The 23,557-nt window shown below is 63.1% G+C and carries 10 protein-coding genes and 3 pseudogenes; 9 read left to right on the top strand and 4 right to left on the bottom strand.

What is annotated here, in order from left to right; genetic code table 11:
- The first annotated feature begins 33 nt into the window (after window positions 1-33).
- Entirely contained in the window at window positions 34-3,444 is a 3,411-nt protein-coding gene (locus tag AC5Y36_RS07005) for a helicase-related protein (protein ID WP_500040143.1), read from the top strand.
- Here AC5Y36_RS07005 and AC5Y36_RS07000 read toward each other — a convergent pair.
- Window positions 3,432-4,391, bottom strand: coding sequence for a DUF6615 family protein (locus AC5Y36_RS07000; RefSeq protein WP_500040142.1), 960 nt, complete (start codon window positions 4,389-4,391; stop codon window positions 3,432-3,434). The two genes, AC5Y36_RS07005 and AC5Y36_RS07000, sit on opposite strands and share 13 nt — an antisense overlap.
- Before the next feature lie 140 nt (window positions 4,392-4,531).
- On the opposite strand from AC5Y36_RS07000, the gene AC5Y36_RS06995 reads away from it, so the two are divergent.
- The 7 genes and pseudogenes from AC5Y36_RS06995 to AC5Y36_RS06965 form a co-directional block, all read left to right on the top strand.
- Window positions 4,532-7,327: a DUF1156 domain-containing protein gene (locus tag AC5Y36_RS06995; RefSeq protein ID WP_500040141.1), complete on the top strand. Its 2,796-nt coding sequence runs from the start codon at window positions 4,532-4,534 to the stop codon at window positions 7,325-7,327.
- Window positions 7,327-9,000, top strand: a complete 1,674-nt coding sequence (locus AC5Y36_RS06990) for a DUF262 domain-containing protein (protein ID WP_500040140.1) — start codon at window positions 7,327-7,329, stop codon at window positions 8,998-9,000. The genes AC5Y36_RS06995 and AC5Y36_RS06990 overlap by 1 nt, the downstream gene beginning before the upstream one ends.
- A 1-nt stretch (window position 9,001) precedes the next feature.
- On the top strand, window positions 9,002-12,322 hold the full coding sequence (locus AC5Y36_RS06985; protein WP_500040139.1) for a DUF499 family protein: 3,321 nt from the start codon (window positions 9,002-9,004) through the stop codon (window positions 12,320-12,322).
- 44 nt (window positions 12,323-12,366) lie between these two features.
- Window positions 12,367-13,020 carry a S1C family serine protease gene (locus AC5Y36_RS06980; RefSeq protein WP_500040233.1) on the top strand — a complete coding sequence of 218 codons (654 nt, stop codon included), beginning with the start codon at window positions 12,367-12,369 and terminating at the stop codon, window positions 13,018-13,020.
- Window positions 13,021-13,331: 311 nt separating this feature from the next.
- Window positions 13,332-15,119 carry an AIPR family protein gene (locus AC5Y36_RS06975; protein ID WP_500040138.1) on the top strand — a complete coding sequence of 596 codons (1,788 nt, stop codon included), beginning with the start codon at window positions 13,332-13,334 and terminating at the stop codon, window positions 15,117-15,119.
- A gap of 788 nt (window positions 15,120-15,907) precedes the next feature.
- Window positions 15,908-16,294: pseudogene (locus tag AC5Y36_RS06970) on the top strand (IS21 family transposase); the annotation flags it as partial.
- Window positions 16,291-16,929 (top strand): annotated as a pseudogene (locus AC5Y36_RS06965) (ATP-binding protein); the annotation flags it as partial. The pseudogenes AC5Y36_RS06970 and AC5Y36_RS06965, both read left to right, overlap by 4 nt.
- 29 nt (window positions 16,930-16,958) lie before the next feature.
- On the opposite strand, the gene AC5Y36_RS06960 reads toward AC5Y36_RS06965, so the two are convergent.
- Window positions 16,959-18,229 (bottom strand): IS3 family transposase gene (locus tag AC5Y36_RS06960; RefSeq protein ID WP_500040137.1). Its coding sequence is split into 2 segments (ribosomal slippage): window positions 16,959-17,956 and window positions 17,956-18,229, totalling 1,272 coding nucleotides; the frame shifts between segments, so codons are not numbered across the junction.
- 54 nt (window positions 18,230-18,283) lie between these two features.
- Between AC5Y36_RS06960 and AC5Y36_RS06955 the strand changes: the two are divergent.
- Window positions 18,284-18,442 (top strand): annotated as a pseudogene (locus AC5Y36_RS06955) (ATP-binding protein); the annotation flags it as partial.
- Between the two features lie 184 nt (window positions 18,443-18,626).
- Here the strand turns inward: AC5Y36_RS06955 and AC5Y36_RS06950 are convergent.
- Window positions 18,627-20,171, bottom strand: coding sequence for a hypothetical protein (locus AC5Y36_RS06950; protein ID WP_500040136.1), 1,545 nt, complete (start codon window positions 20,169-20,171; stop codon window positions 18,627-18,629).
- Window positions 20,172-20,423: 252 nt separating this feature from the next.
- Window positions 20,424-23,510: a DEAD/DEAH box helicase gene (locus AC5Y36_RS06945; RefSeq protein WP_500040135.1), complete on the bottom strand. Its 3,087-nt coding sequence runs from the start codon at window positions 23,508-23,510 to the stop codon at window positions 20,424-20,426.
- Between the last annotated feature and the right edge of the window lie 47 nt (window positions 23,511-23,557).

Below are 23,557 nucleotides of genomic sequence, written 5' to 3'. Positions count from 1 at the left end.
TACCGTGCAACCGTTGTCAACTTCGGAGGAAACGTGCTGCTGGAGGAGCTCAAGCCGGGCCTGCGGGTCGACGGTGTGATCCCGGCGCAGGTCATCACGGTGATCTTTGCCCAGTGGCACGGCACCGACGCCCTGGAGCTGACCTACAAGACCACCGACGGCGCACTCGGCCAGCAGGTCGTGTTCCGCAAAGATCAGGACAAACTCACCGTCGCCCAGAGCGGCAGCCGTCCGTTCGACGCCGACGCCACCGACTTCAAGCTGGTCGCCGAGGCCCAACGAATCACCCTGGCCGGCTTGTTCGACCCGATGCTCGCGGTAGCCACCAGCGATGTGCGCCCGCTGCCGCATCAGATCCGCGCGGTGTACGGCGAGCTGCTCCCGCGCACGCCGCTGCGCTTCCTACTCGCCGACGACCCGGGTGCCGGCAAGACCATCATGGCCGGGCTCTACATCAAGGAACTGCTGCTACGCGACGACGTCCGCCAATGCCTGATCGTGGCCCCCGGCGGGCTGGTGGAGCAGTGGCAAGACGAACTGTTCTTCAAGTTCGGGCTGCGTTTCGACCTGCTGACCAACCAGCTCATCGACGCCAACGTCAACCTCAACGTGTTCGAAACCAACCCCCTCCTGATCGCTCGAATGGATCAGCTGTCCCGCAACGAGGAGCTGCAAGCCCAGCTCAACGAGACGGAATGGGACCTGGTGATCGTCGATGAGGCCCACCGCATGGGTGCGCACTACTTCGGTGGCAAACTCGAGAAGACCAAACGCTTCCAGCTCGGCGAGCTGCTCGGCCGCATCACCCGGCATTTGCTGCTGATGACCGCCACCCCGCACTCGGGCAAGGAAGAAGACTTCCAGCTGTTCCTAACCCTGCTCGACCGCGACCGGTTCGAAGGCAAGAACACCAAGACCGCCAACACTGACGGCATCATGCGCCGCATGGTCAAAGAAGACCTGCTCACCTTCGACGGCAAGAAGCTGTTTCCCGAGCGCCGGGCCGAGACCGTGCCCTATGAACTCACCGCGCTGGAGTACGCGCTCTACGAACAGGTCACCGACTACGTGCGCGACGGCATGAACCGCGCCGACCGGGTCGGCGGCAAACGTAAGAACACCGTCGGCTTCGCGTTGACCGTGCTGCAGCGCCGGCTGGCGTCCAGCCCGGAAGCCATCTACAAGAGCCTGGTGCGCCGCACCGAGCGCCTGGAACGCAAGAAGCAAGAAATCCTCAACGGCACCTACACCGACAAAGAACCCAGCATCGACGTCGACGGCCTCGACGCCGACGACTACAACTCCGAGCAAATCGAAGACCTTGAAGAAGAACTGCTCGATGCCGCTACCGCCTCCCAGACCGTCGAGGAACTCAACGCCGAACTGCTGGAGCTGGCCGCCCTGACCGCGGTGGCCAAGCAGGTCCGTGACTCGGGCACCGATCGCAAATGGACCGAGCTGAGCACCATCCTGCAAGACGAGGCGCTGACGACCACGGCCGACGGCTGGCCGCGCAAGCTGATCATCTTCACCGAGCACCGCGACACCCTCGATTACCTGGGCGCCAAAATCCGCTCCCTGTTGGGCAAGCCCAACGCCGTGCAGGCCATCCATGGCGGGGTACGCCGCAAGGAGCGTCGAATGATCACCGAGGAGTTCACCAAAAACCGGGACTGCCAGATCCTACTGGCCACCGACGCCGCCGGCGAAGGCCTCAACCTGCAGGCCGCGCACCTGATGGTGAACTACGACCTGCCGTGGAACCCCAACCGCATCGAGCAGCGGTTCGGCCGCATCCACCGCATCGGACAACAAGAGGTCTGCCGGCTGTGGAACATCGTGGCCTCCAACACCCGCGAAGGCGACGTGTTCGTCCGGCTGCTCACCAAGATCGAAGAGCAACGCAAAGCCTACGGCGGCAAGGTATTCGACGTCCTCGGCGAAGCTTTCGCCGGGACTCCGCTACGGGAGTTGCTGATGAAAGCGATCCGCTACGGCGAGCAGCCCGACGTGCGGGCCAAGATGCATGAAGTAATCGACCACCAGGTCTCCGACGGGCTAAGAGAACTGCTCGACGAGCGCGCCCTGGCTTCCGAGCACCTCGCCGAGGCTGACCTCGCCAAGCTGCGGGCGGCCATGGACGAAGCCCGCGCCCGCCGCCTGCAGCCGCACTACATCGAACTCGCCTTCAAGTCCGCCTTTGCCCGACTCGGTGGCCGCATCGCCAAGCGCGAACGCGGCCGCTACGAGATCGCCAATGTCCCCGCACAGATCCGGGCCAGCAAGTACCAGCCGATCGCCACCAAATACGACCGGGTGACCTTCGATCTGGAACACGTGCATTCCGAGGAACTCGCCCGCGCCGACCTGCTGGCTCCCGGGCATCCACTGCACGACGCGGTCATGGACGAGGCGATCCGCCACGTCGGCGGTGCGCTTAACAGCGGGACAGTCCTGGTGTCCGCGACGTTGGAAGAACCGCAGCTGCTAGTGGGTGTCGTGGAAGAAGTCTGCGACGCCACCGGGGCGGCAGTGTCCCGGCGGTTCGGCTACGCATTCGTCGACAGCCTTGGCACCGTGTCCCCCGCCGGGCCGGCACCGTACTTGGATTGCGTCGCCGCACCCGAGACCGCTGCCGTCGCCGCAGCACGCCAGCTGCCCTGGCTGGACGAGGCCGAAGACCGCGCCACCAGCTGGATCATCACCACCCAGCTACCCGAATACCTCGCCGAAGTCCAGCCTCGGCGCGCCGCCGAACTCGCCAAGACACGCGCACTCGTGGTCAAACGCCTACAAGGGGAACGCGACCGGTTACTGCTGGATGCCGCGGTGGCGTCGGAGAAGGAGCGCGCCGGTGAAAAACCGAAAGAGTCCGCCGAAAGCCTTAACCGCAAAGCTGTCGAACTCGACCTGCGGCTGCGCAAACGACTCGAACTGCTCGATCAGCAGGCCCTCATGTCCACCAAACCGCCGCGGATCCTGACCGCCGCGCTGGTGCTTCCTGTCAGCATGGTCGAAGGTGAACTCCCGGTGGCGGCGCCGATGCACGCCAAGGAGACCAAGGAGGTCGAGCGCCGCGGTGTAGACCTGGTGTTGCTCCGGGAAAGCGAACTCGGACGCAAGCCGGTCGAGCAGGCATTCACCAACAAGGGCTTCGACATATTGTCCACCGGCGCCGACGGCGACACCTACCGGATTGAGGTCAAGGCCCGCCTGGCCGGCGCCGATGACTTCTTCATCACCCACAACGAAGTGATGACCGGCAAGAACGCCGTCCCCCGCTACCGGCTGGCCTTGGTCAAAGTCGACCCACGCGGCGCCCAGTACGACGAGGTCCGCTACCTCGATGACCCGTTCGCCACCACCGATCTCGGCGGCTTCGACGCCACCGGCATCCGGGGCGATTGGAACAAGATGTGGGCGAAGGGGGCTCAACCGTTTTGAGACAGCCGCACAACGACGATGCCCGCCACATCCTCGGGCATGTTCGACGCCAACTGGTCGGTGTCAAAGTCGCCGGACTCGATTTCGAGCACATAGCCGGGAGGGACGCGCCGAAGAGGATCGAGCACGTGCTCGAAGTAGGGCATGCCCCAATGGCCTGCGTCGGTAGGCAGGCTTCGGAATACCGGACCGAGCCCATCCTGGCTCCCATCGCGCATCACGCTCGGCGCGGGAGCCAAAACGGCACCGAATTGTCCCGCACGTACCCTGAGCACCCGGTCGATAGCCTTCCTGGCTACTGCGCGCGTACCGGACTGCGTCTCCAGGAGAAAGTTGGCAAGTTCCGGATCAAGCTGCCGACGCAACCCGGGTATGAGCATTGCTCCGCTCGGACTGGGCGCCCACAATTCTTCGAGCGCGACCGAACGTTCGTACGTGGTAGCAGAATCAGTGATGATCGCCGGGTCCGCCAACAGTGCCGGCATCAAGGACACCGAGCGCATCACGCAGGAGGGGCACCGCCGGCCTTGGTGATCATCGGGGCACGGTTCCCACTTCCGGTAATTTCCTGTCCCCAGGTACAGCGCATACATCGGTATCAGATTCAGACTCGCCGCAGTCGACCTCAGTGTCGACTGCTGACTGCCCGCGCTGCTGCGATACCCGAAGTCGAACTGCCAGCGACCCTGGTTCACGGTCAGGCGCTTCGCCTGCACAAGCATTCCATAGGCCGACCCAGTGTCGACCCACCACCAGACCCAGTCGGCACCGCTGATCGCCTCGGCTGGCGGAGTGAACGGCACGACATTCACGGCTACCGCGGCGCGGGACATGACGATCTCGCTGACGGCCGTTTCACCCCACCGCAGATGCGCTCTCTCACACGCGGCCATGTGCTGTACGGAATGCTGGCGAGCTCGCCTAAACGCATCTTCGACCGCCACCACAGCCCGATCTTCGCACGCCCATCGGTACGAACCGCCGCGATGTCGCCCGATCCATCCAGCGCTCCCGATAAATTCAGTCGGGACAACACGGCGGTGCGCCGCCGCACAATCATGCCCGCCAGCGGGGCAGAGGGGTAAACGTGGTTCAAAAGCGCAAATTGATCGAAGTCGCACTTCCGCTGGAAGCGATCAACCGAGAATCGGCCCGGGAGAAGTCGATCCGCCACGGCCACCCCTCAACCCTGCACCTGTGGTGGGCCCGCCGTCCCCTCGCCGCCGCCCGAGCTGTCCTGTTCGCGCAATTGGTCGACGACCCTTCTGCGCACCCCGAGGAATTCCCCTCCGAGGAACTGCAACGCAAAGAGCGCGAACGGCTGCACAACATCATTGAGCGCCTCGTCGTCTGGGAGAACATCCAGAACAAGGAATTGCTGGAAGAAGCACACGCGGAAATCCTCAAATCCACCGGCGGCAACCCGCCGCTGATCCTCGACCCCTTTGCCGGCGGTGGCACCATCCCGCTGGAAGCCCAGCGCCTCGGTCTGGAAGCCCATGCCTCGGATCTCAACCCGGTGGCGGTGCTCATCAATAAGGCGCTGATCGAGATCCCACCAAAATTCGCGGGCCGAGCGCCGGTGTCGCCTGATGTCGCCGCCGATCAGCTTGACCACCCGTGGCCGCGCGCCACCGGACTGGCCGAGGATGTGCGTCGTTACGGCCAGTGGATGCGCGACGAAGCCGAAAAACGCATCGGACACCTCTACCCCAAAGCCACTCTGCCCGACGGGTCGACAGCCACCGTCATCGCCTGGATCTGGGCGCGCACCGTCACCTGCCCCAACCCGGCCTGCGGCATCGCCATGCCGCTGGTGCGCTCCTGGTGGCTCGGCAAGAAGAAGGGCAAAGAGGCCTACGTCGTTCCGTCCGTGGTTGACGGCAAAGTTCAGTTCGCTATCGGGCATGACCCGAAAGATGCGCCCACCAAGGACGCAGACGGCACTGTCAACCGAACAGGCGCAATCTGCATTGGCTGCGCAGCCGTCGTCGACCTCAACTACACCAGAGCCGAAGGCCGCGCTGGCCGACTGGGCGCACAGCTCATGGCTACCGTCGCCGAAGGCAACCGCACCCGTATCTACCTGGAACCCAGCGCCGAACACGAAGCCGCCGCAGACGTTTCGCGACCTGATGACGTGCCAAGTGGAGAGATTGCAACGAACCCACGCTGGTTCTCGACACCTGCATTCGGCATGACCCAATTCGCCGACCTGTTCACCGCCCGGCAGCTCACCGCGCTAACCACCTTCAGCGACCTCGTCACCGAAGCCCGCGACCGCATCCTCGTCGATGCCCGCGCTGCCGGCATGCCCGACGGCGACCGCCTCGAAGCCGGCGGTGATGGCGCCGCCGCTTATGCCGATGCGGTTGCGACGTACCTGGGGTTTGCGGTGAGCCGGTTGACTTCAACAAACTCAGGCCTGAGCCGGTGGAATTCTGCACCCTCCAAAGAGAGCGTCACGGACACTTTTTCCCGCCAAGCACTACCGATGGTCTGGGATTTTGCCGAGGGCAATGTGTGGTGCAAGGGGCCATGCGAACTGACCTGGAGCGTCGGCTGGGTTACAAAGACGCTTGATCGATTGCCCGCAGTCGGTCCATCCGATGTCAAGCAGGCCGACGCCACACAACGCGCCACCAGCGGCGACTTGCTCTCGACTGACCCGCCGTACTACGACAACGTCGGTTATTCGGATTTATCAGATTACTTCTATGTGTGGCTGCGCCGCGTACTTCGGTCAGTCCACTCGAATCTGCTGAGCACGATGCTAGTGCCGAAGTCCGAAGAGTTGGTTGCCAATCCATACCGTCACGGCGGCAAGGACGGGGCACACCAATTTTTTGAACATGGCTTCCGGGAGGTGTTCCGGCAGGCACGCGAGGTGGCGTTGCCGGACTACCCAATCACGGTCTATTACGCCTTCAAACAGTCCGAGACCACCGACACCGGCGAGGCGTCAACCGGCTGGGAAACCCTACTCGAAGGCATGATCCGTTCCGGATGGTCAGTAACTGCCACATGGCCGGTCCGCAGCGAACGGGGTGGCCGGATGATCAGTGTCGGCACCAACGCGCTGGCGTCATCCATCGTGCTGGCGCTCCGCCCCCGCTCGCAGGATGCGTCACGCACCGACCGCCGCGAGTTCGTGGAGGCCCTCAAAGCTGAACTACCCAATGCACTCAAGGACTTGCAGCAGGGGGCAATCGCGCCAGTTGACCTACCGCAAGCCGCGATCGGACCGGGCATGGCAGTGTTTTCCCGGTACTCAGCGGTCCTGGAACCCGACGGCTCGAAGATGACAGTTCGTTCTGCGCTGGCGCGGATCAACGAGATTCTCGACCAGGTGCTCAATGAGCAGGAGGGCGACTTCGTCGCGGCCACCCGTTTCGCGATCGCCTGGTATCGCCAGAATGGTTACGGCGCCGGCAAGTTTGGTGATGCCGACAACCTCGCCCGCGCACGCAACACGAGCGTCGCCGGGATGGAGCGGGAAGGCATTCTTACGTCCCGCGCCAGCAAGGTGCAGCTGATCAAGCCAGTCGACTTGAGTTGGGACTACGATGTCGTCGCCGACCCCGACATCAGCGGGTGGGAAGTGCTGCACCACCTCATCAAGGTGCTCGAGCGCGACGGAATCGCGCCAGCCGGGGACTTCCTCGGTGCTGCGCTGAGTCGTAGCGATGGCGCGGTGGATGCCGATCGGGTGAAGGAGTTGGCGCACCTACTGTTCCGCATCGCGGAGGGCAACGGATGGACGAAAGACGCGCTGAGCTTCAACACACTGGTGACCAGCTGGCCTGAAATCATGGACGTCGCGCGCAGTGAGAAACGGCCGGCCAGTACACAGTCCGCATTCGACTACGAGGAGGATGCTTGATGAAGAAGCTTGATGCCGGCGAGTACCCGCTTACCAAAATATTCTCCAGTGATTTCGAGTTCGTAATCCCCGACTATCAACGTCCGTATTCATGGGGAACCGCCCAGGCACTCCAACTACTAGATGATCTCGACGGCGCGATCGACCGCGACGCCGATGAACCCTACTTCCTTGGTTCACTCGTCTTGGTTCGTGACAACGGCCGACGTGCAGAAGTCATCGACGGCCAACAACGCCTAACCACACTGACCATCCTGTTCGCGGTGATGCGTGACGTGACCACGAATGCCGACCTGCGGAAGGAGCTCGGCGACTTCATCCGGGAGCCGGGCAAGATTGTTGAGGGAACCAAGCCCAAACCACGCCTGAAACTGCGGCCCAGGGACGAGCATTTCTTCCGGGACAACGTACAAGAGCCCGGAGCGACTGAGCAGCTAATATCTTTGGATGACAACGCCGTCACGGTCGACTCGCGTCGCAGAATCCGCGACAACGCGCGGGCACTCTGGACAGAACTGACCGACTGGCCGCCGAAACGCATCGAGCAGCTCGCCGAGCTGGTGGGTAGCCGAACATTTCTGGTGGTTGTCTCCACCCCAGACTTAACCAGTGCCTACCGAATATTCAGCGTGATGAACGCCCGCGGCTTGGACCTGTCGCCGAGCGATATCTTCAAGGCAAAGACCATCGGCGAGATCCACGACGATGATCGCGAGACGTACTCCACGAAATGGGAGGACGCCGAAGAGGAGCTGGGGCGCAACGGGTTCGCTGACCTATTTCTTCACTTGAGAATGATCTACGCCAAGGAACGAGCACGGCGCGAACTGCTCATCGAGTTTCCCGAGCAAGTACTCAACAAGTACCTGCCGAAACACGCAGCCAGATTTGTCGACGACGTTCTACTCCCCTACGCGGATGCCTACGAGCGATTGACGAACGCCGACTACACCGGAGGGGCAAGCTGGCACCGCGTCAATGCATGGTTGAAGCGATTGGCGCGGATCGACAACAATGACTGGCGGCCGCCGGCGCTGTGGGCGTTGAAGAACCACCCCGACGACCCCAAGTTCCTCGACGCGTTCCTCGGCAAGCTGGAACGCCTCGCAGCGAGCATGCTTCTGCGCAGGGTTTACACCACGCCGCGGGCAACCCGATATGCCAGCCTGCTGAAACAGCTCGACGCCGGCAAAGGGCTCGATGCCGAGGCGTTGGACCTCACCGAGCAAGAGTGCGCCGAAACCATCGAGCGACTGAAAAGCGAGCTTTACCTGGTCCCGCCATCTCGAACCTACGTGTTGCTGCGCCTGGACGAACTACTCGCCAACCAACCCGGTGTCAGTTATGAACACAGCATCGTCACGGTCGAACATGTGCTGCCCCAACAGCCCAACAAGGGCAGCCAGTGGCTCGTCGACTTCGACGACGACGAACGCGCTTACTGGACCCACCGCCTCGCCAACCTGGTCCTGCTCAACAGGCGCAAGAACAGTTCCGCTCAACGATTCGATTTCGAGAAGAAGAAGCAGCAATACTTCTCCGGAAGCAGTGGCATCGCGACCTTCGCATTAACCCTGCAAGTCCTGAAGAAAGATTCCTGGACGCCAGCGGTTTTGAAGGCCCGACAGAGATCGCTGCTGAAGCGGCTGAGTGACGAGTGGGAGTTGAAGTGACATGGCGTTGAGCAACAGAGACCGCATCAACAAGATGTTCGAGATCATCGCTCCTCCGCTGGATGACTTCATCTCGCTGGTGATTGGACAGGGCGACCCAGCAGTCGGTGCGGCCTGGCCCAAGCTGGTGGCAACCAAAGACGCGAAAAACGGCGCGCCGGGCGACAAGACGTATGACCCGCGCGACCCGCAGGTCCAGCTACGGATGCTGACCGAAGGCAACATTACCGGCGGCTTCAAGAAGGGCTGGTATCCCTTCGATCAGGCGCTGGGCAAGGCCGGTGAATCCTTTGCGATCGAGCTGCGCGAGGTGCGCAACACTTGGGCGCACAACGGGTCGTTCAGCGACGACGACGCCTACCGTGCCCTCGATACCGCCGAACGCCTGCTCAAACTCGTCAACGCACCCGCTGAAGCCGATGAGGTGCACAGCATTCGACTCAATCTGCGCCGCGTCACTGCCGATAAGGACGACAAGAAGACCCTCAAGGCTGCGGTCGATAATCCCGAGGCGGCCGGGCTCAAGCCGTGGCGCGAGGTGCTGCCCCCGCACGACGATGTCGCGACCGGAAACTTCGCCGCCTCCGAGTTCGCCGCGGACCTGTACAAGGTCGCATTCGGGGGTGAACAGGACTCCGGCTACGCCAATCCGGTCGAGTTCTTCCGGCGGACGTACCTGACCGAGGGCCTTGTCGATCTGATCGGGCGTGCGGTGCGCCGGCTGTCCGGGGACGACAATGCGGCGCCGGTGGTTAACCTGCAGACGAACTTCGGTGGCGGCAAGACCCACTCAATGCTCGCGCTGTGGCATGTCGCGGCAGGGCTGCCAGTCAAAGACTTCCCGCAGGAGACCCAGGATCTATTGGCGGCCAACGGCTACACCGACGCCCGTGTGAACCGGGTCGCGATCGTCGGCAACCATGTCAGCCCATCCGGGACGGTCAAGGACGACGGCACCCAGGTCAACACCCTGTGGGGTGAGCTGGCCTGGCAGCTCGGCGGACGACAGGCTTATGAGCTGGTCGTCACCGCTGATGCCAACCGCACTCATCCCGGCGAGGCGCTGCACGAGCTGCTGGCCGCCTACTCCCCCGCCGTCATTCTGATCGATGAGTGGGTCGCCTACGCGCGGTCGCTCGTGGGGCGTGACGATCTAGCCGGCGGCACCTTCGATGACCAGTTCACCTTCGCCCAGGCGCTGACCGAAGCGGCCAAGGGCACCTCGGGTGTGCTGCTGGTGATCTCGATCCCCGCGTCAGAAAGCGGCGATGATCCGGACAAAATCGTCGCCGGTAACGCCGAGGAAGTCGGCGGCGCGCATGGCTTGGAAGCACTCAAACGACTACAGAACGTGGTCCGCAGAGTTGCCGACCAGTGGCGCCCGGCGTCATCAGCGGAGGCCTACCAGATCGTCAAACAGCGCCTGTTTAAACAGCCCGACGCGGCGGCGTTGGCTTCGATCGGCGCCACCGCGCGGGCCTATGTCGACATGTACCGCAAGTACACCGACGACTTCCCCCGCGAGTCCCGCGACACCGCCTATGAGGACCGGATCAAGCGGACCTACCCGATTCACCCCGAGCTCTTCGACCGGCTCTACGAACAGTGGTCGTCCCTGGAACGATTCCAACGCACCCGCGGTGTGCTGCGACTGATGAGCACCGTCATCCACGCGCTGTGGACCGGTGAGGATGCCTCCCCGCTGATCATGCCGGGCTCGATCCCGTTGGCGACATCTCATGTGAATTCCGAGCTCACTCAGTATCTACAGGATTCGTGGAAGGCGATCATCGACGCCGACGTCGACGGCCCGAACTCCGAACCCGCGCGCATCGACACCCAGAAGCCGTTATTCGGGCAACGGTCGCTAACCAAGCGGCTGGCCCGCACAGTGTTCTTCGGTGCCGCCCCGACCATCGGCTCAGCCCACAAAGGCCTCGAGACCCAACGGGTGTTCCTGGGCACCGCGGTACCTGGCGACGTTCCCGGGAACTTCCACGCCGCGCTGACCCAGCTCGGTGATCGGGCCACCTACTTTTATTCCGGCTCGGGCAAATACTGGTACGACTTGCAGGCCAATATCACTCGCACCGCAGGCGATCAGGCCGATCGACTGCACAAGGAGGACGTCTGGGCCGAGATCGTGAGGCGCTTGCAAGACCAGGCCCGCGGTCGCGGTGATTTCGCCGGGGTGCACATCTGCCCGGAGAGCAACGCCGACATCCCCGATACCGACGAGGCCCGGTTGGTGATCCTGCACCCGAAAGTTGCGCACAAACGCAGCGCCGAGACAGTGGCTAAGGAGTTCGCTCACAAAGCAACCGAGCACCGGGGCACCGCCACTCGCGCCAACCGCAATATGCTCGTTTACCTGGCCGCGGACGAGGCCCGGTTGCAGGAGCTTGATACCGCGACCCGCGACTATCTGGGTTGGACTCATGTGCTGGCCAACGAGGCTGACCTGGATCTCACCCAGAACCAGAAGAACCAGGCCACCCAGCGGCAAGCACAGGCCGATCAGACCGTCGCCGGCCGACTCTTACAGACCTTCACCTGGGCGCTGATTCCCTCCCAACCAGACCCCGGCGCCCCGTTCGTGATCCGGGAGACCAAGGTCGAGGGCCAATCCGATTCCCTAGCCGATCGAGTATCCCGCCGGCTGGGCAGTGACGGTGACCTCTCGACCCGGCAGGCGGCGACCACCATCCGGTTGGCGATCAGCAAGGTGCCCAAGATCTGGGAGGTCGGCCACGTGTCGCTCGGCGCGCTGTGGGGACTGTATTGCCAGTATCCGTACATGCCGCGGCTACGTGATCGGCGAGTGCTCGATGAGGGCATCGTCGACCTACCGATGATTTGGCAGACCGATGCGTTCGCGTTGGCAACCGGCTACGACGAGGCCGCCGGCCGCTACATCGGCCTGTGGACGCCGGATGACAAGACCGCGGCGCCGCCTGCCACGGATTCGCTGCTGCTGGTGCGTCCGGATGTCGCCGCCAAACAGCGCGAAGAGGAGCCGCCCCCGGGCCCCAAACCACCCCAACCACCGGTACCTCCCAACCCTCCGAAACCGCCGGTTGACATCGCGTTCCCGACACGTTTCTACGGTGTCAAGACCCTCAGTGCCGACAAGATCGCATTGGACTTCAAGAACATCGCCGACGAGGTGCTCACCCACCTGCGCGAACAGGGCGTCAACCTCACGGTGCGGATCGAGATCGAGGCTACCGATGCGGCGGGATTCGATGAGAGCAAGGTTCGGACGGTCTCGGAGAATGCGCAGACCTTGAGGTTCGACCAGTCGGGTTTCGAGTCATCGTGATTTCCCACCACGCCTATGCAGGCAGGAGTTAATAGCATGTCGAAATTCACGCCACGAGTACGGTCGATGTCCTTCTTCGACCGCGTGGCCGAGGGGCACGGCTCGGGGAGTTGTGTTTCGCCTTTGGCTGCCCACTGGGGGAGTTTCCGGAAAGCATCAGTATGGGAATCGTCAGCGGCCTTCAACGGAGCTTGCCTACCAGCGACAAGCAGGCAATCTTTGATGTGATTCAGACGGACGCCGCGATCAATCCCGGCAACTCGGGCGGTCCGCTAGTGAACGCCGAGGGCCAGGTTATCGGGGTCAACACGGCCGGAATCGACGCAGCCGACAACATCGGATTTGCGGTGCCCGCTGAGACCGTCGCCGAGGTTGTACATGAGCTCATCGCCTATGGAGCTGTCGAGCGTGCCTCCTTAGGGGTTAGCGTCGCGCGTCGCGCCGTCTCCGGAACGCCTGACGGCTACGCTCTAGTGGTTACCGCTGTACGCGACAATTCCGCAGGCCCCCTTCAACGGGGCGATGTGGTCATGGCAGTCGGCGACCGTCAGATCCGCACGCAGAACGATCTGCTTCGCGCCCTGCGCCGCGACGTGGCGAACCGCAAGACTATGGTCGTGGTAATGCGTGATGGCTACGAGGTTTTGGTCGAGTGCCGACCTCGCGGCGTAAGGACGTTCAGCTGGCGATATTGCTGAACGTAAGGTCCGGCATGACGGAGCAACCAACCCGACTCGAATGGAAGTACCTGTAACCGTGGGAGATCAGCACACCGAACGCGATTTCGCCGAACGTAGTGGTCACTCCAGGTCTAGGGCTAGATGGGCGGCGCCCTGTCCCGTGGGTGGCCGAAGGTAATCGCCATCGGCCGCTCGCCCGCGTGAGACACGTCATCCCAGGAGACAGTGGACACCTAGCCCGATTCAGCACGGGCAACCGCTACTTGTAAGTCCGAGAAGGCGTACGGCGGGCCCCGTAAGATTCAACGCTACCAAGACTGGAGGACTGTATGGCCGAACAGCAAGATGCCAGCGCAATGGATGCGCCGGGATACGCAGCTTTCGCGAGTCGTGATGACTTAGTTGCGTACGGTAACAACGCCCTGCTGCTCTTTGTTGCTCAGCTGAGACTCGGATTCGATGACGTGGACACATTCGCATCGAACAGTCTCACAGACGGAAGTAACGATAAGAAGTGCGACCTCGTCGCCGTCGTGGCAGAAAAACAACGGATTATCCTGGCCCAGGGGTACATGTCCTCCAGGGAGACCGTGGGTGACGCCCCAGCCAACAAGGCGAGCGACCTGAACATTGGCATCAGCTGGCTGCTCGCGGGCGACCTCGACAAGCTCCCGCAGACACTGCGCGGCGCAGCTGAGGAGGTCCGCGACGCACTCGCCGACGGGGAGATCCGGGAACTTCAACTTTGGTATGTCCACAACTGCTCGGAGTCGAGGAACGTTGAAGATGAGTTGAATCAGGCCGTCAAAACCGCGGATGGCATTATCAAGCGCGATTTTCCCGGAGTCGAAGTAGACGTGTCTGCCGTCGAGATCGGTCGAGAGAGCCTTGAAGTGGAGTACTCTCAGATGCAGGCTCCCATCCTCGTCTCGGACGAGTTTACTTTCGAGGTACCTGGCGGCTTCGAGATCGTCGAGAAAGACTGGAGCGCCTTCTCGACTGCGGTGAACGTAGCCGATTTGCGGGAACTTTGGGCGGCGCACAAGATAAAACTCATGTCGCCGAACATTCGAGACTATCTTGGTGTCGTCCGATCGAGCGGCAACATCAACTTCGGCATCAAGCAGACCGCCAAGAACCAGCCCGGAAACTTCGCAATCTTCAACAACGGCATCACCGTACTCGTTAACAGCTATGAGTTCACAGACAACGTTGGCGGTACGCGGAGCCTACGGGTCCAAGGCGTGGGCATCGTAAATGGGGGCCAGACCACCGGTGCACTCGGTAGCCTTGATCCTAACGAGGCCGCTTCAACCACAGGCGCGATGGTCATGACGCGTTTCGTCAGATGCACTAACGCGACGGTGCTTGGCGATATTGTCAAGTACAACAACACGCAGAACAAAGTTGAAGCAACGGACTTCCGCAGCAAGGATGCTATCCAGGACCGCTTACGAAAGGAGTTCGAAGGGATTCCGGACGCCGACTACCGAGGAGGTCGGCGCGGCGGCACAACTGATGCGATTCAGCGCGTAAAAACGTTGGTTGCGGATTCACCTGTAGCGCAGTCACTTGCGGCCTTTCACGGCGAGCCAAATCTTGCATATAACGAGACGCGGAGCATTTGGGACAACGATGCCGTCTATTCGCGGGTGTTCCGCGACACCATCACTGCACGGCACATCGTGTATACATACAGTCTCCTTAAGTCTGTCGAGCAAGCAAAGCAGAAGATACTGGCGATCTCGGAAGGATCCCGGACGGACGCTCAGAAGCGCCATGCCGCATTCCTCAGCGCGCGTGGTTCGAACTACCTGTTTGTCGCGGCGATTGGCTCCTGCATCGAGACGATACTGGGAGTCGCTGTCGCTGACCGATATTCACTGCAGTTCAAGATAAACTTACCTCCCGCGCGGGCGACCGAAGGCTGGCAACCGGTCGTCGACTTGGCTTTGGCGTTCTCGGGCCACCTTATGCCCGCTGCAGACCGGGGTCTCAAGGCCCAAGAGCGGGTAAAGAAAGCGATCGAGGATTTCAGTTCGATGCTGGAGGCTATCAGGTCCGCTAACCCCACGCCGTTCGATACGCTTGCCGAAGCGACGGCGTTGACCCCCTAATGAAAGCCTTCTCACACAAACCTATTTCGCCGCCGACCGGTCACAGGCACCTCGCTTCCACGGCAATGGCGTGGTGCCCTGAACGGGCCGGGGGTCCGTAGTCAGGTATTGCGCATCGCTGAGGATGACGACGTTGGCCTCATTGGTGTTGACGACGATTCCATGATGGGAACGGACCCGCTCAGAGCACTTTCAGGTCTTCAGCGCCTTCCATGGCCTCCGTCCTGATTTCGGGGGCTCGGCACTCCCTACACCCGCCCAAACCGGACGGACCTCTAATTCTCACGGACACCGCAAGCTTCGCGTCATGCTACGGACCGCTCAGTCGCTTCCCCTTCACGGGCTTTCGACGCTGAGCTTCGACCTGATCCGTTTCCAAGCCAAGCCGGCAGTCTCCCACCGGGCCTCCTTACAGCTACCCGGACCGGTGTCCGTGGCCATGTAAAAGTCCCCATTGGTGGCCAGGTGTAGGTCCCCGCTGATGGCCAGGTAGAAGTCCCCACTCCTTTGCATGTACGTGTCGGTCCGGGGAGCTCGTGGCCTGGGCGGTGACGGTGATAGCGCCAACTGTCACTTCACAGCCCAGGGAGTTCCATTGAAGTCTGCGAGGGAGAAAATGAACATCGTCTCGACGTAACGGGAAGTCGGAACGTATCGGGGTGCCGCCGAGTTGTGCGGCACGACGCATAAGACGGTCAAGCGTGTGGTTGAGCGGGCCGAGGGCGGTGGAGAGCCGCCGGCGCGGGTACCGCGGGCCCGCAATTTCGATCAGGTGGTCGATCTGGTAGCACTACGACGGGCCACGTCCGGCTCCCAGTCGCGGACCACGCCCGAAAACCACTGCAGAAAAACAATTCTGCGCTCTCGGCGAGGACGCGCAGGCATTTCTGGTCGGTGCTGCCGCGATCGGCAACACCCGGCTCGGCTCGGAGCTGGACATCCTGCTGGACCTAGGCGCCGCCCACGGCGAGCAGGCGCTGGTAGCGGCGTTGCGCCGGGCGGTGGCGTTCAAACGGTTTAGGGCCGCCGACGTGCGCTCCATCCTGGCCGCGGGCACCGGCACCCCCCAACCCCGCCCCGCCGGGGACGCACTCGTGCTCGATCTGCCGGTCTCGGCGACCCGATCGCTGGACGCCTACAAGATCACCGCCAGCCGCGACGGGAGCGGGGCATGAGCACCCCCGCAACGAAAACCGTTGCCCCCAAGAATGTTCCTCCGTTGGCCGCTGATCTCGATGCGGGGTTGCGGCGGCTGAAACTGGCTACCGTACGCCGCCACGCCCCTGACGTCCTGCTGACCGCCAAAACACAGCGCTGGACCCCCAAGGAGCTGCTGCGCACCCTCATCGAGGCCGAGATCGCCGCTCGCGATGCCTCCAACACCGCCAACCGGCTCAAGGCCGCCGCCTTCCCGGTCGTCAAGACCCTCGACGGCTTCGACGTGGCCGCCTCCTCCATCCCACAAGCCACCCTCGACTATCTTGCCAGCCTGGAATGGGTTCGCGCCCAACATAATCTGGCGATTATCGGTCCGCCCGGCACCGGGAAGAGCCACGTCCTGATCGCCCTAGGTCACGCTGCTATCGACGCTGGTCACAAGGTGCGCTACTTCACCGCCGCCGACCTGATCGACACGCTCTACCGCGGCCTGGCCGACAACACCGTCGGCAAGATCATCGACACCCTGCTACGCGCGGACCTCGTCATCCTCGATGAGATCGGATTCGCCCCGCTCGATGACACCGGCACCCAACTGCTGTTCCGGCTCGTGGCCGCCGGCTACGAACGTCGCTCTCTGGCCGTGGCTTCCTGAACCGCCCCGAGTTTGATGCACACCGGTTACTGGTGTGCAGCCTCTGAGTGGGCCGCGTTCATAGCGTAGTAGATGGCCTCGAATTCGGCCGGCGGGATGCGGCCGAGGCGGTGCATGAGCCGGTCGGTGTTGTACCAGTGCACCCAGTCGGCGGTCAGGAGTTCCACGTCGGTCAGCCGGTTCAGTGGGCCACGTCGAAACGGTGAGTCTGCCCGCACGGCTTCGGTCTTGTACAGCCCTATGGTCGTCTCGGCCAGGGCGTTGTCGAAGGCATCCCCGACCGTGCCGATCGAAGCCACCAGCCCGGATAGGGCCAGCGTTTCCCCGCACCGCACCGAGGTGTATTGGGAGCCCGCGTCGCTGTGGTGAATAGTGTTGCCCAACAATGGGTTACCTTCATTCATTCGAAGTTGCGCAGCCTGGCGGACTGCCTGGCGTACAAAGCGGTCTTCCTTACTGGCTGAGCAGGTCCAGCCCACGATCCGGCCGGCGTAGGCGTCGATAGCGAACGCGGTGTAGACAAACGCGCCGCCGGTCAGGCGGACGTAGGTGAAGTCCGCTACCAGCAGCACGTTGGGTGCGGGCACCCGGAACTGGCGTTTGACCAGATCGGCTGCCCGCGCCGCGGCCGGGTCCGCGATCGTGGTGCGGATCTTCTTGCGGCGGGTGACCCCGCGCCAGCCGTTGGCCCGCATGAGGCGCTCCACGGTGCAACGGGCCACGGTGATGCCCTGACGTTGCAGGTGAGCCCACATCTTGGTGGCCCCGTACAGCGACTCCGGCTTACGCCGGCCCCGCTCGTCAGGTTCGTAGAAGCCAGCGAGCACCTCGGTGATGACGGTGTCCCACAAGGCCCGCGCCGACGGAGGTCGGGCAAGCCAGGCGTAGAACGTTCTCGGGGCGATCGCACAGCCGTGCTCGGTCAGCACGCGGCAGATCGGAGCGACCCCGAACCGAGCGCGATGCTCGGCGATGAACGCACAGATCAACGGTGTCGCGGGTCGCTCTCCCGCGCGAAGAAAGTTGTTGCGGCTTTGAGGATCTCGATAGTTTCCTCAAGTTCGCGGTTCTTGCGTTTAAGTTCGCGCAGCTCTCGTGCGGTGTCGGTGGGTACCCCGTCACGCTGCCCGGTATCAACTGCGGCCTGGTTGACCCACCGGCGCAGCGTTTCGTAGGACACCCCCAACCGTTTGGCCACCGCAGTGATGCAGGCTGTGCGGGTGTCGTACTCCTCGGCATGGTCGGCGACCAACCGCACCGCCCGGGCCTTGAACTCCTCGTCGTACTTCTTCGGCATGATGCGGACAACCTTCCCTCGAAAGAAGGTGCGCATCAAACCCGGGGCGGTTCATCCCACTGGCCTTTCGAGCAATGGGGCCGCTTCCTACCCGAGCACACCACCGCAGCCAGCATCCTCGACCGCCTGCTGCACCACGCCACCGTGGTCATCACCGACGGCCAGTCCTACCGCATGCGCCACGCCCACCACAAACAAGGAGGTCACCGCTGAACTAGCCCGCAAGGAGTGGGGACTTTTCCTGGCCACCAGCGGGGACTTCAACTTGGCCATTGACAACCGGACTCACACCGCAAGCCACGATGACTGCGCTTACGAAAGATCACCTACCCAAGGTCACCCCGAGTCTACTGGTCGCGCGAAGGCGCGAGGTTGGGTGCGACGGTGACCATATAGCCTAGCGACTACTCCTACAACTCGCTACTATCTTTGTCCGCAACCGGTCTGGATTGCAGAGGACCGAAAGCAAATACAGGTAGGGCAGGTAGACGAGATCGCCGGGAAGATGTCCGTCATGATGAAGCAGGATGGCCGCATCGAGGTCTTTCTGTTCCCTGGAAGTGCGCCCTCTGCCGCCAAACCCGTGGGTGGCGTTGCGAAGAATCTTGATCAACCGCGCCGCAGCATCGTCAGGAGACATGAGGTGCCGGGTCCCATCAGACGTGATTACATGAATATTGGTGTCAGCAGTCTGACGCCTGATAAAGAAGCCATCTCGGACACAACCTAGCGCGGTTAAAGCGCGGTCAACCATCGGTATGAGCACACTGACCACCGACTCAGGCATGGAGTTGCGAACGTCATCGGCAACTTTCTTCGCATGCTCGATATCTACTAGAAGCTCGAGCTGCCAACCTGTTAGGCGGTCCGCGAATACATCAAGCAAACTCATCAGCATTGTCCGTTGCGCCATGTTGTCCCGAGGTTCGGCTTGCAAGGATGTCATCATCGTGAACAGCTGATCGAAAGTCAGTAGCCAGTGGATATGCTCCTGGGGGCTGTACCGACCTCGGGAATCTGCGAAGTTACGTATGTCACACAGGTAGGCGAACATCGCGTTGAGCCGCGTAATCCACCAATTGATCGCGACGTCGTACGACGATGACTGAACAAGTGGATGCTTTGGAGACAATCGCCCGGGGCCCGAGATCGGAAGTAATTGAACGGGTTCCATTGGGTCGGCACGGAGGCCGTTGAGGTCCCTTCCTAAGTTGAAGAGGACAACGGACAGCGACCGCTGGCCATGAAAGCTCCAGAAACGGGGTGACAAGCATCCCAGCATCGGACCGAGGTAACGCGCGACGCCTACGAAGCCGTCAAAGACGTTCGTCGCTGAAGCGAACACGGCCTCGTCAGGCGGGGTGCCTGAGCCGCTTGCGTTTACCAATCGCCTTATCAAATCGGGGTCTTGTTCACATCGGAACAATATCGCGGGTAGGCGCGTAGCCCGAATTACGGTCGTCGAAACGGATATGAGGTGGACACTGCGGCCAGGAAACGCCGGGGCATCTGAATCACCAACCCTGATACGCCCCAGCCCTTCGTACGCTTGCGCAACAACCTCGGAAAGCTCGTCATGCGGTGAGGTGATGATCTCGACCTGCATGTGATGGAAGAGCGCAGCGAGGTCGCCGCCAGAACCGGATGCAGCCCGCTCGACTAGTCTTTCGCGTGTCTTCGTCAATTGCTGCTGACCTTGCTCGTCGAGCGCCGGCGTCTCCGCATAAACGTGATCGAGGATGTCGAAACAGACTTGGCCTGCGTTCTTGCCCGCGAGGATTCTTGCCGCTAGCAGCTGAGTTCCGGTACTTGCAGGCCGGACAAGCCAGCGATTCTCCGCAAGACGGCTGCCCTCAAGGCCGAGGAACTCGACAAAGCCGGCGGCATCCCCACCGTAAATCTCTGAAGGAACGTATAACTCAACTCCCGCGATCTGACCCACCGTTCTATATTAGTGTCCCGATATGAGGGGTAGGCGGGTCGTGGTTGCACCGCATCGGGGAGACGACGACTGGGTCCATAATAAGGCCAGTTCATGCTCGAGGATATGGGCAGTGGCGAGACCCCACCCGCTGACAAAGGCGGATTGAGTCACTTGAGATGGCACGGCGGGCATCCGGTCAATCCGGAACGTCTACCGAGGCACCGGATGCATGCCGACCGTGTCCAAGCCAGCGGCCTACCAAACAGTCCTCTACGCCACCGCCGCCCGCGCCCCCATATACACATCCGTCGGCATCGGCCGACGCAGCCGCCAGGTAATGGCCATCGGCCGTTCCCCTTCGTGAGACACGTAGTCGGCCGGCCCAAGGAACACGTACGGCGATGTACCCAGTCCGTCGGCCTTCGCTTCCCGGACGAACAGCAGCACCTGTGAGCCGCGCTGCCGGTGGTGGATGTAGCGCTGCCCGGTCTTCGATGCCTCCGAGGTGGTCGACTGCGACTCCCAGTGGAACAGCTCGGGGCTCAGCGCGAAATCGCGGTACATCGTCGTCGGTGAGTAGTCGGTCTCGGTCTTCTTCAGCGTGATGAAGAACGCGTCGGCGTTGGCTTCCTCGCACCACAGCACGCCTTCCCGGAAGTGGCTGGGTTTGCGCCGCGCGGCGACGCCGAGGCCGGCCAGGATTTCCTCGCGGCTGTAGCGGGCGTGCACGGCCAGCGGCACGTCGGCCATGTCGGGGATCAGCTCACCCAGGGGGCTGGTGCTGTGGTGCGCTGCGTCGAAGGCGAGGTCGATCACCTGCCGCATCTCGTCGGCCACCGGTTCGCCCGCCAACACAGCGAGCCCGGCCGCCGCGTCCTCGAATCCCCCACCATCGGGAAACAGCGAGTAGAACAGCATCTCGGCCAGCCGCTCCTCCACCACGCTGCCAGAGCCCTGCAACAGCGCACGGTAGCCAGCGTGACGCTGGCGGTCGTCCACATGTGCCAGCGCCCGCACCCGCTTAATCAGCTCCCGCTCCCGCGGTCCGGGCTCGCCGGCCAGCTTGCCGGCGTCGCGGCACAGCGTCGTCCACGACCGCCCAGACCGCAGCACATCCTCCAGCCCGCGACCCGACGCGTCCAGAAACGAGGCCAGGTCGTCACCGGGATGGGCCCGAACCTCGGAGACCAGCGCCGCCCAGCGCGGGGCGACCTGCTGGCGCACGTTCTCCAACACCAGATCTCGCGCCACTCGGTCCAGCACGATCTGGCTGCCCGACGGCAGGAACGGGAAGCCCTGCTCGATCTGGTGGGTCAGCTGCTTGCGGCCCAACCCGGTCAGCGCCCGGAATCGCTGATCGAACCGGAACTCCCGGCGCTGATGCCCCACGAAGTCCAGCGCGGTCAGCACCGTCTTGCCGGCGGTCAATCGCAGCCCGCGGCCCAGCTGCTGCAGAAACACTGTCGCGCTTTCGGTGGGCCGCAAAAACAGCACGGTGTCGACCTCGGGGATGTCCAGGCCCTCGTTGAACAGGTCGACGGTGAAAATCACATTGATTTCCCGGTTGCGTAGATCCCGCAGCGCCGCCTGCCGTTCGATCGGTGACGTGTCGGCCCACACCGCGCGCGCCGCAATCCCCGCACCGACAAACCGCTCCGCCATGTAGCGGGCGTGCTCGACGCTGACGCAAAACCCCAAGGCGCGCATGGTGGTGACGTCGGCGACCTTGTCGCGCAGGTTCTTGAGCACGATGCGGGTGCGGGCGTCGTTGCCGGTGTAGAGCGTGGTCAACTCGGCGAGGTCATAGCCGCCGCGCTTCCAGCCCAGCTCCCCCAGGTCGACCCCGTCGTGAATGCCGAAGTAGTGAAACGGGCACAGCAAGTTCTGTTCCAGCGCCTCCCACAGCCGCAGCTCGCTGGCCACCCGGCCGTCGAAGAACTCCCGCACGTCGACCCCGTCGCCGCGCTCTGGGGTGGCGGTCAGGCCCAGCAGCTCAACCGGTTGCACGTGCGCCAGCAGACGACGGTAGGAGGCCGCCTCCGCGTGGTGGAACTCGTCGACCACCACCACGTCGAAGTGCTCCGGCGCCAGCTGAGCCAGCCGCTCAGCCGACAGGGACTGGATGCTGGCGAAGACGTGCCGCCAGCGCTGCGGCTGTTCCCCACCCACCAGCAGCTCCCCGAAGGTCGCGTCAGTCAGCACTTCCCGATACATCCGTTGGGCCTGAGCGAGGATCTCCTTGCGGTGCGCCACGAACAGCAGCGTCAGGTCGCGGCCGTGGATCTCGCGGACCAGCCGCCGATAGTCCAGCGCGGCGACCACGGTCTTACCCGTGCCGGTGGCCGCGACGATCAGGTTGCGGTGCCGGTCGTGCACGCTGCGTTCGGCGTCGAGCTCTTCGAGCATCTCGGCTTGAAACGGTTTGGGTCGCACCTCCAGCCCCGACAGGGTGATCGCGGTGCTGCGTTGGCGGCGCCCACCGGCAACCTCCAGCGCCTCCCGCAGCCGCGGCCCGTCCTGGGCGGGGCGATAGTCCTCGAATTCCCGGTTCTCCCAGTAGGAATCGAACGTGGCCCGAAACTTCTCCAGCAGGTGCGGGGTGGACACCGCCGACAGGCGCACATTCCATTCCAGCCCGTCAACCAGCGCAGCATGCGACAGGTTGCTCGACCCCACATAGGCGGTGTGAAACCCGCTGTTGCGCCGCAGCAACCACGCCTTGGCGTGCAGCCGGGTGCGGTCGGTTTCGTAGTTCACCTTCACCTGGGCGCCGAACTCGTCGACCAACGCGTCCAGGGCGCGAGCGTCGGTGGCGCCCAGATACGTCGTGGTGATCACCCGCACCGGCACGCCGCGTTCCCGCAACGCGGTCAGCGGACCGTCCAGCAGCCGCAGCCCATGCCATTTGACGAACGCACACAACAGATCCACCCGATCGGCGCTGGCCAGCTCGGCGCGCAGCTCGGCGGCCAGTGTCGGCTCGTGGGCGGCGTTGGTCATCAGCGCGGCGTCCGAGAGCGGGGTGGCCGGGCGCGGCAGCGCTGTGAGGCCCAGGGTGTTGGCCTTCGTGAGCGACTGCAGCCGATCGATGCGGCCCGGTTCGCGCTGGTGCAGGGCCTCGGATGGATCATCGTCGCCGGGCAGCACTGCCAGGATGTTTGCCACTAGTTCGGCGCGGTCCTGCGCGCTGCCCGCAGTACGCAGCGAGCGTTCGATCAGCGGCGCCAGATGCCGGGTCAGCGCCAGCGGCTGCTCTCCGTCGTCGACAGATCCGGTGTCGGCATGCAGGTCCGGGTGCTGGCCCAGCGCGGCGTGCAGCCGTTCAGTCAGCAGCGATTCGTAGAGACCTTCGTCCACGCCGGCAGGGTAGCCGAGCGGGCGGACAGGTTGGCGCGGGTTGCCAA

This window comes from Mycobacterium sp. NGS50 (genome assembly GCF_059812545.1).
This window is presented reverse-complemented; position numbering and strand designations above follow the sequence as displayed.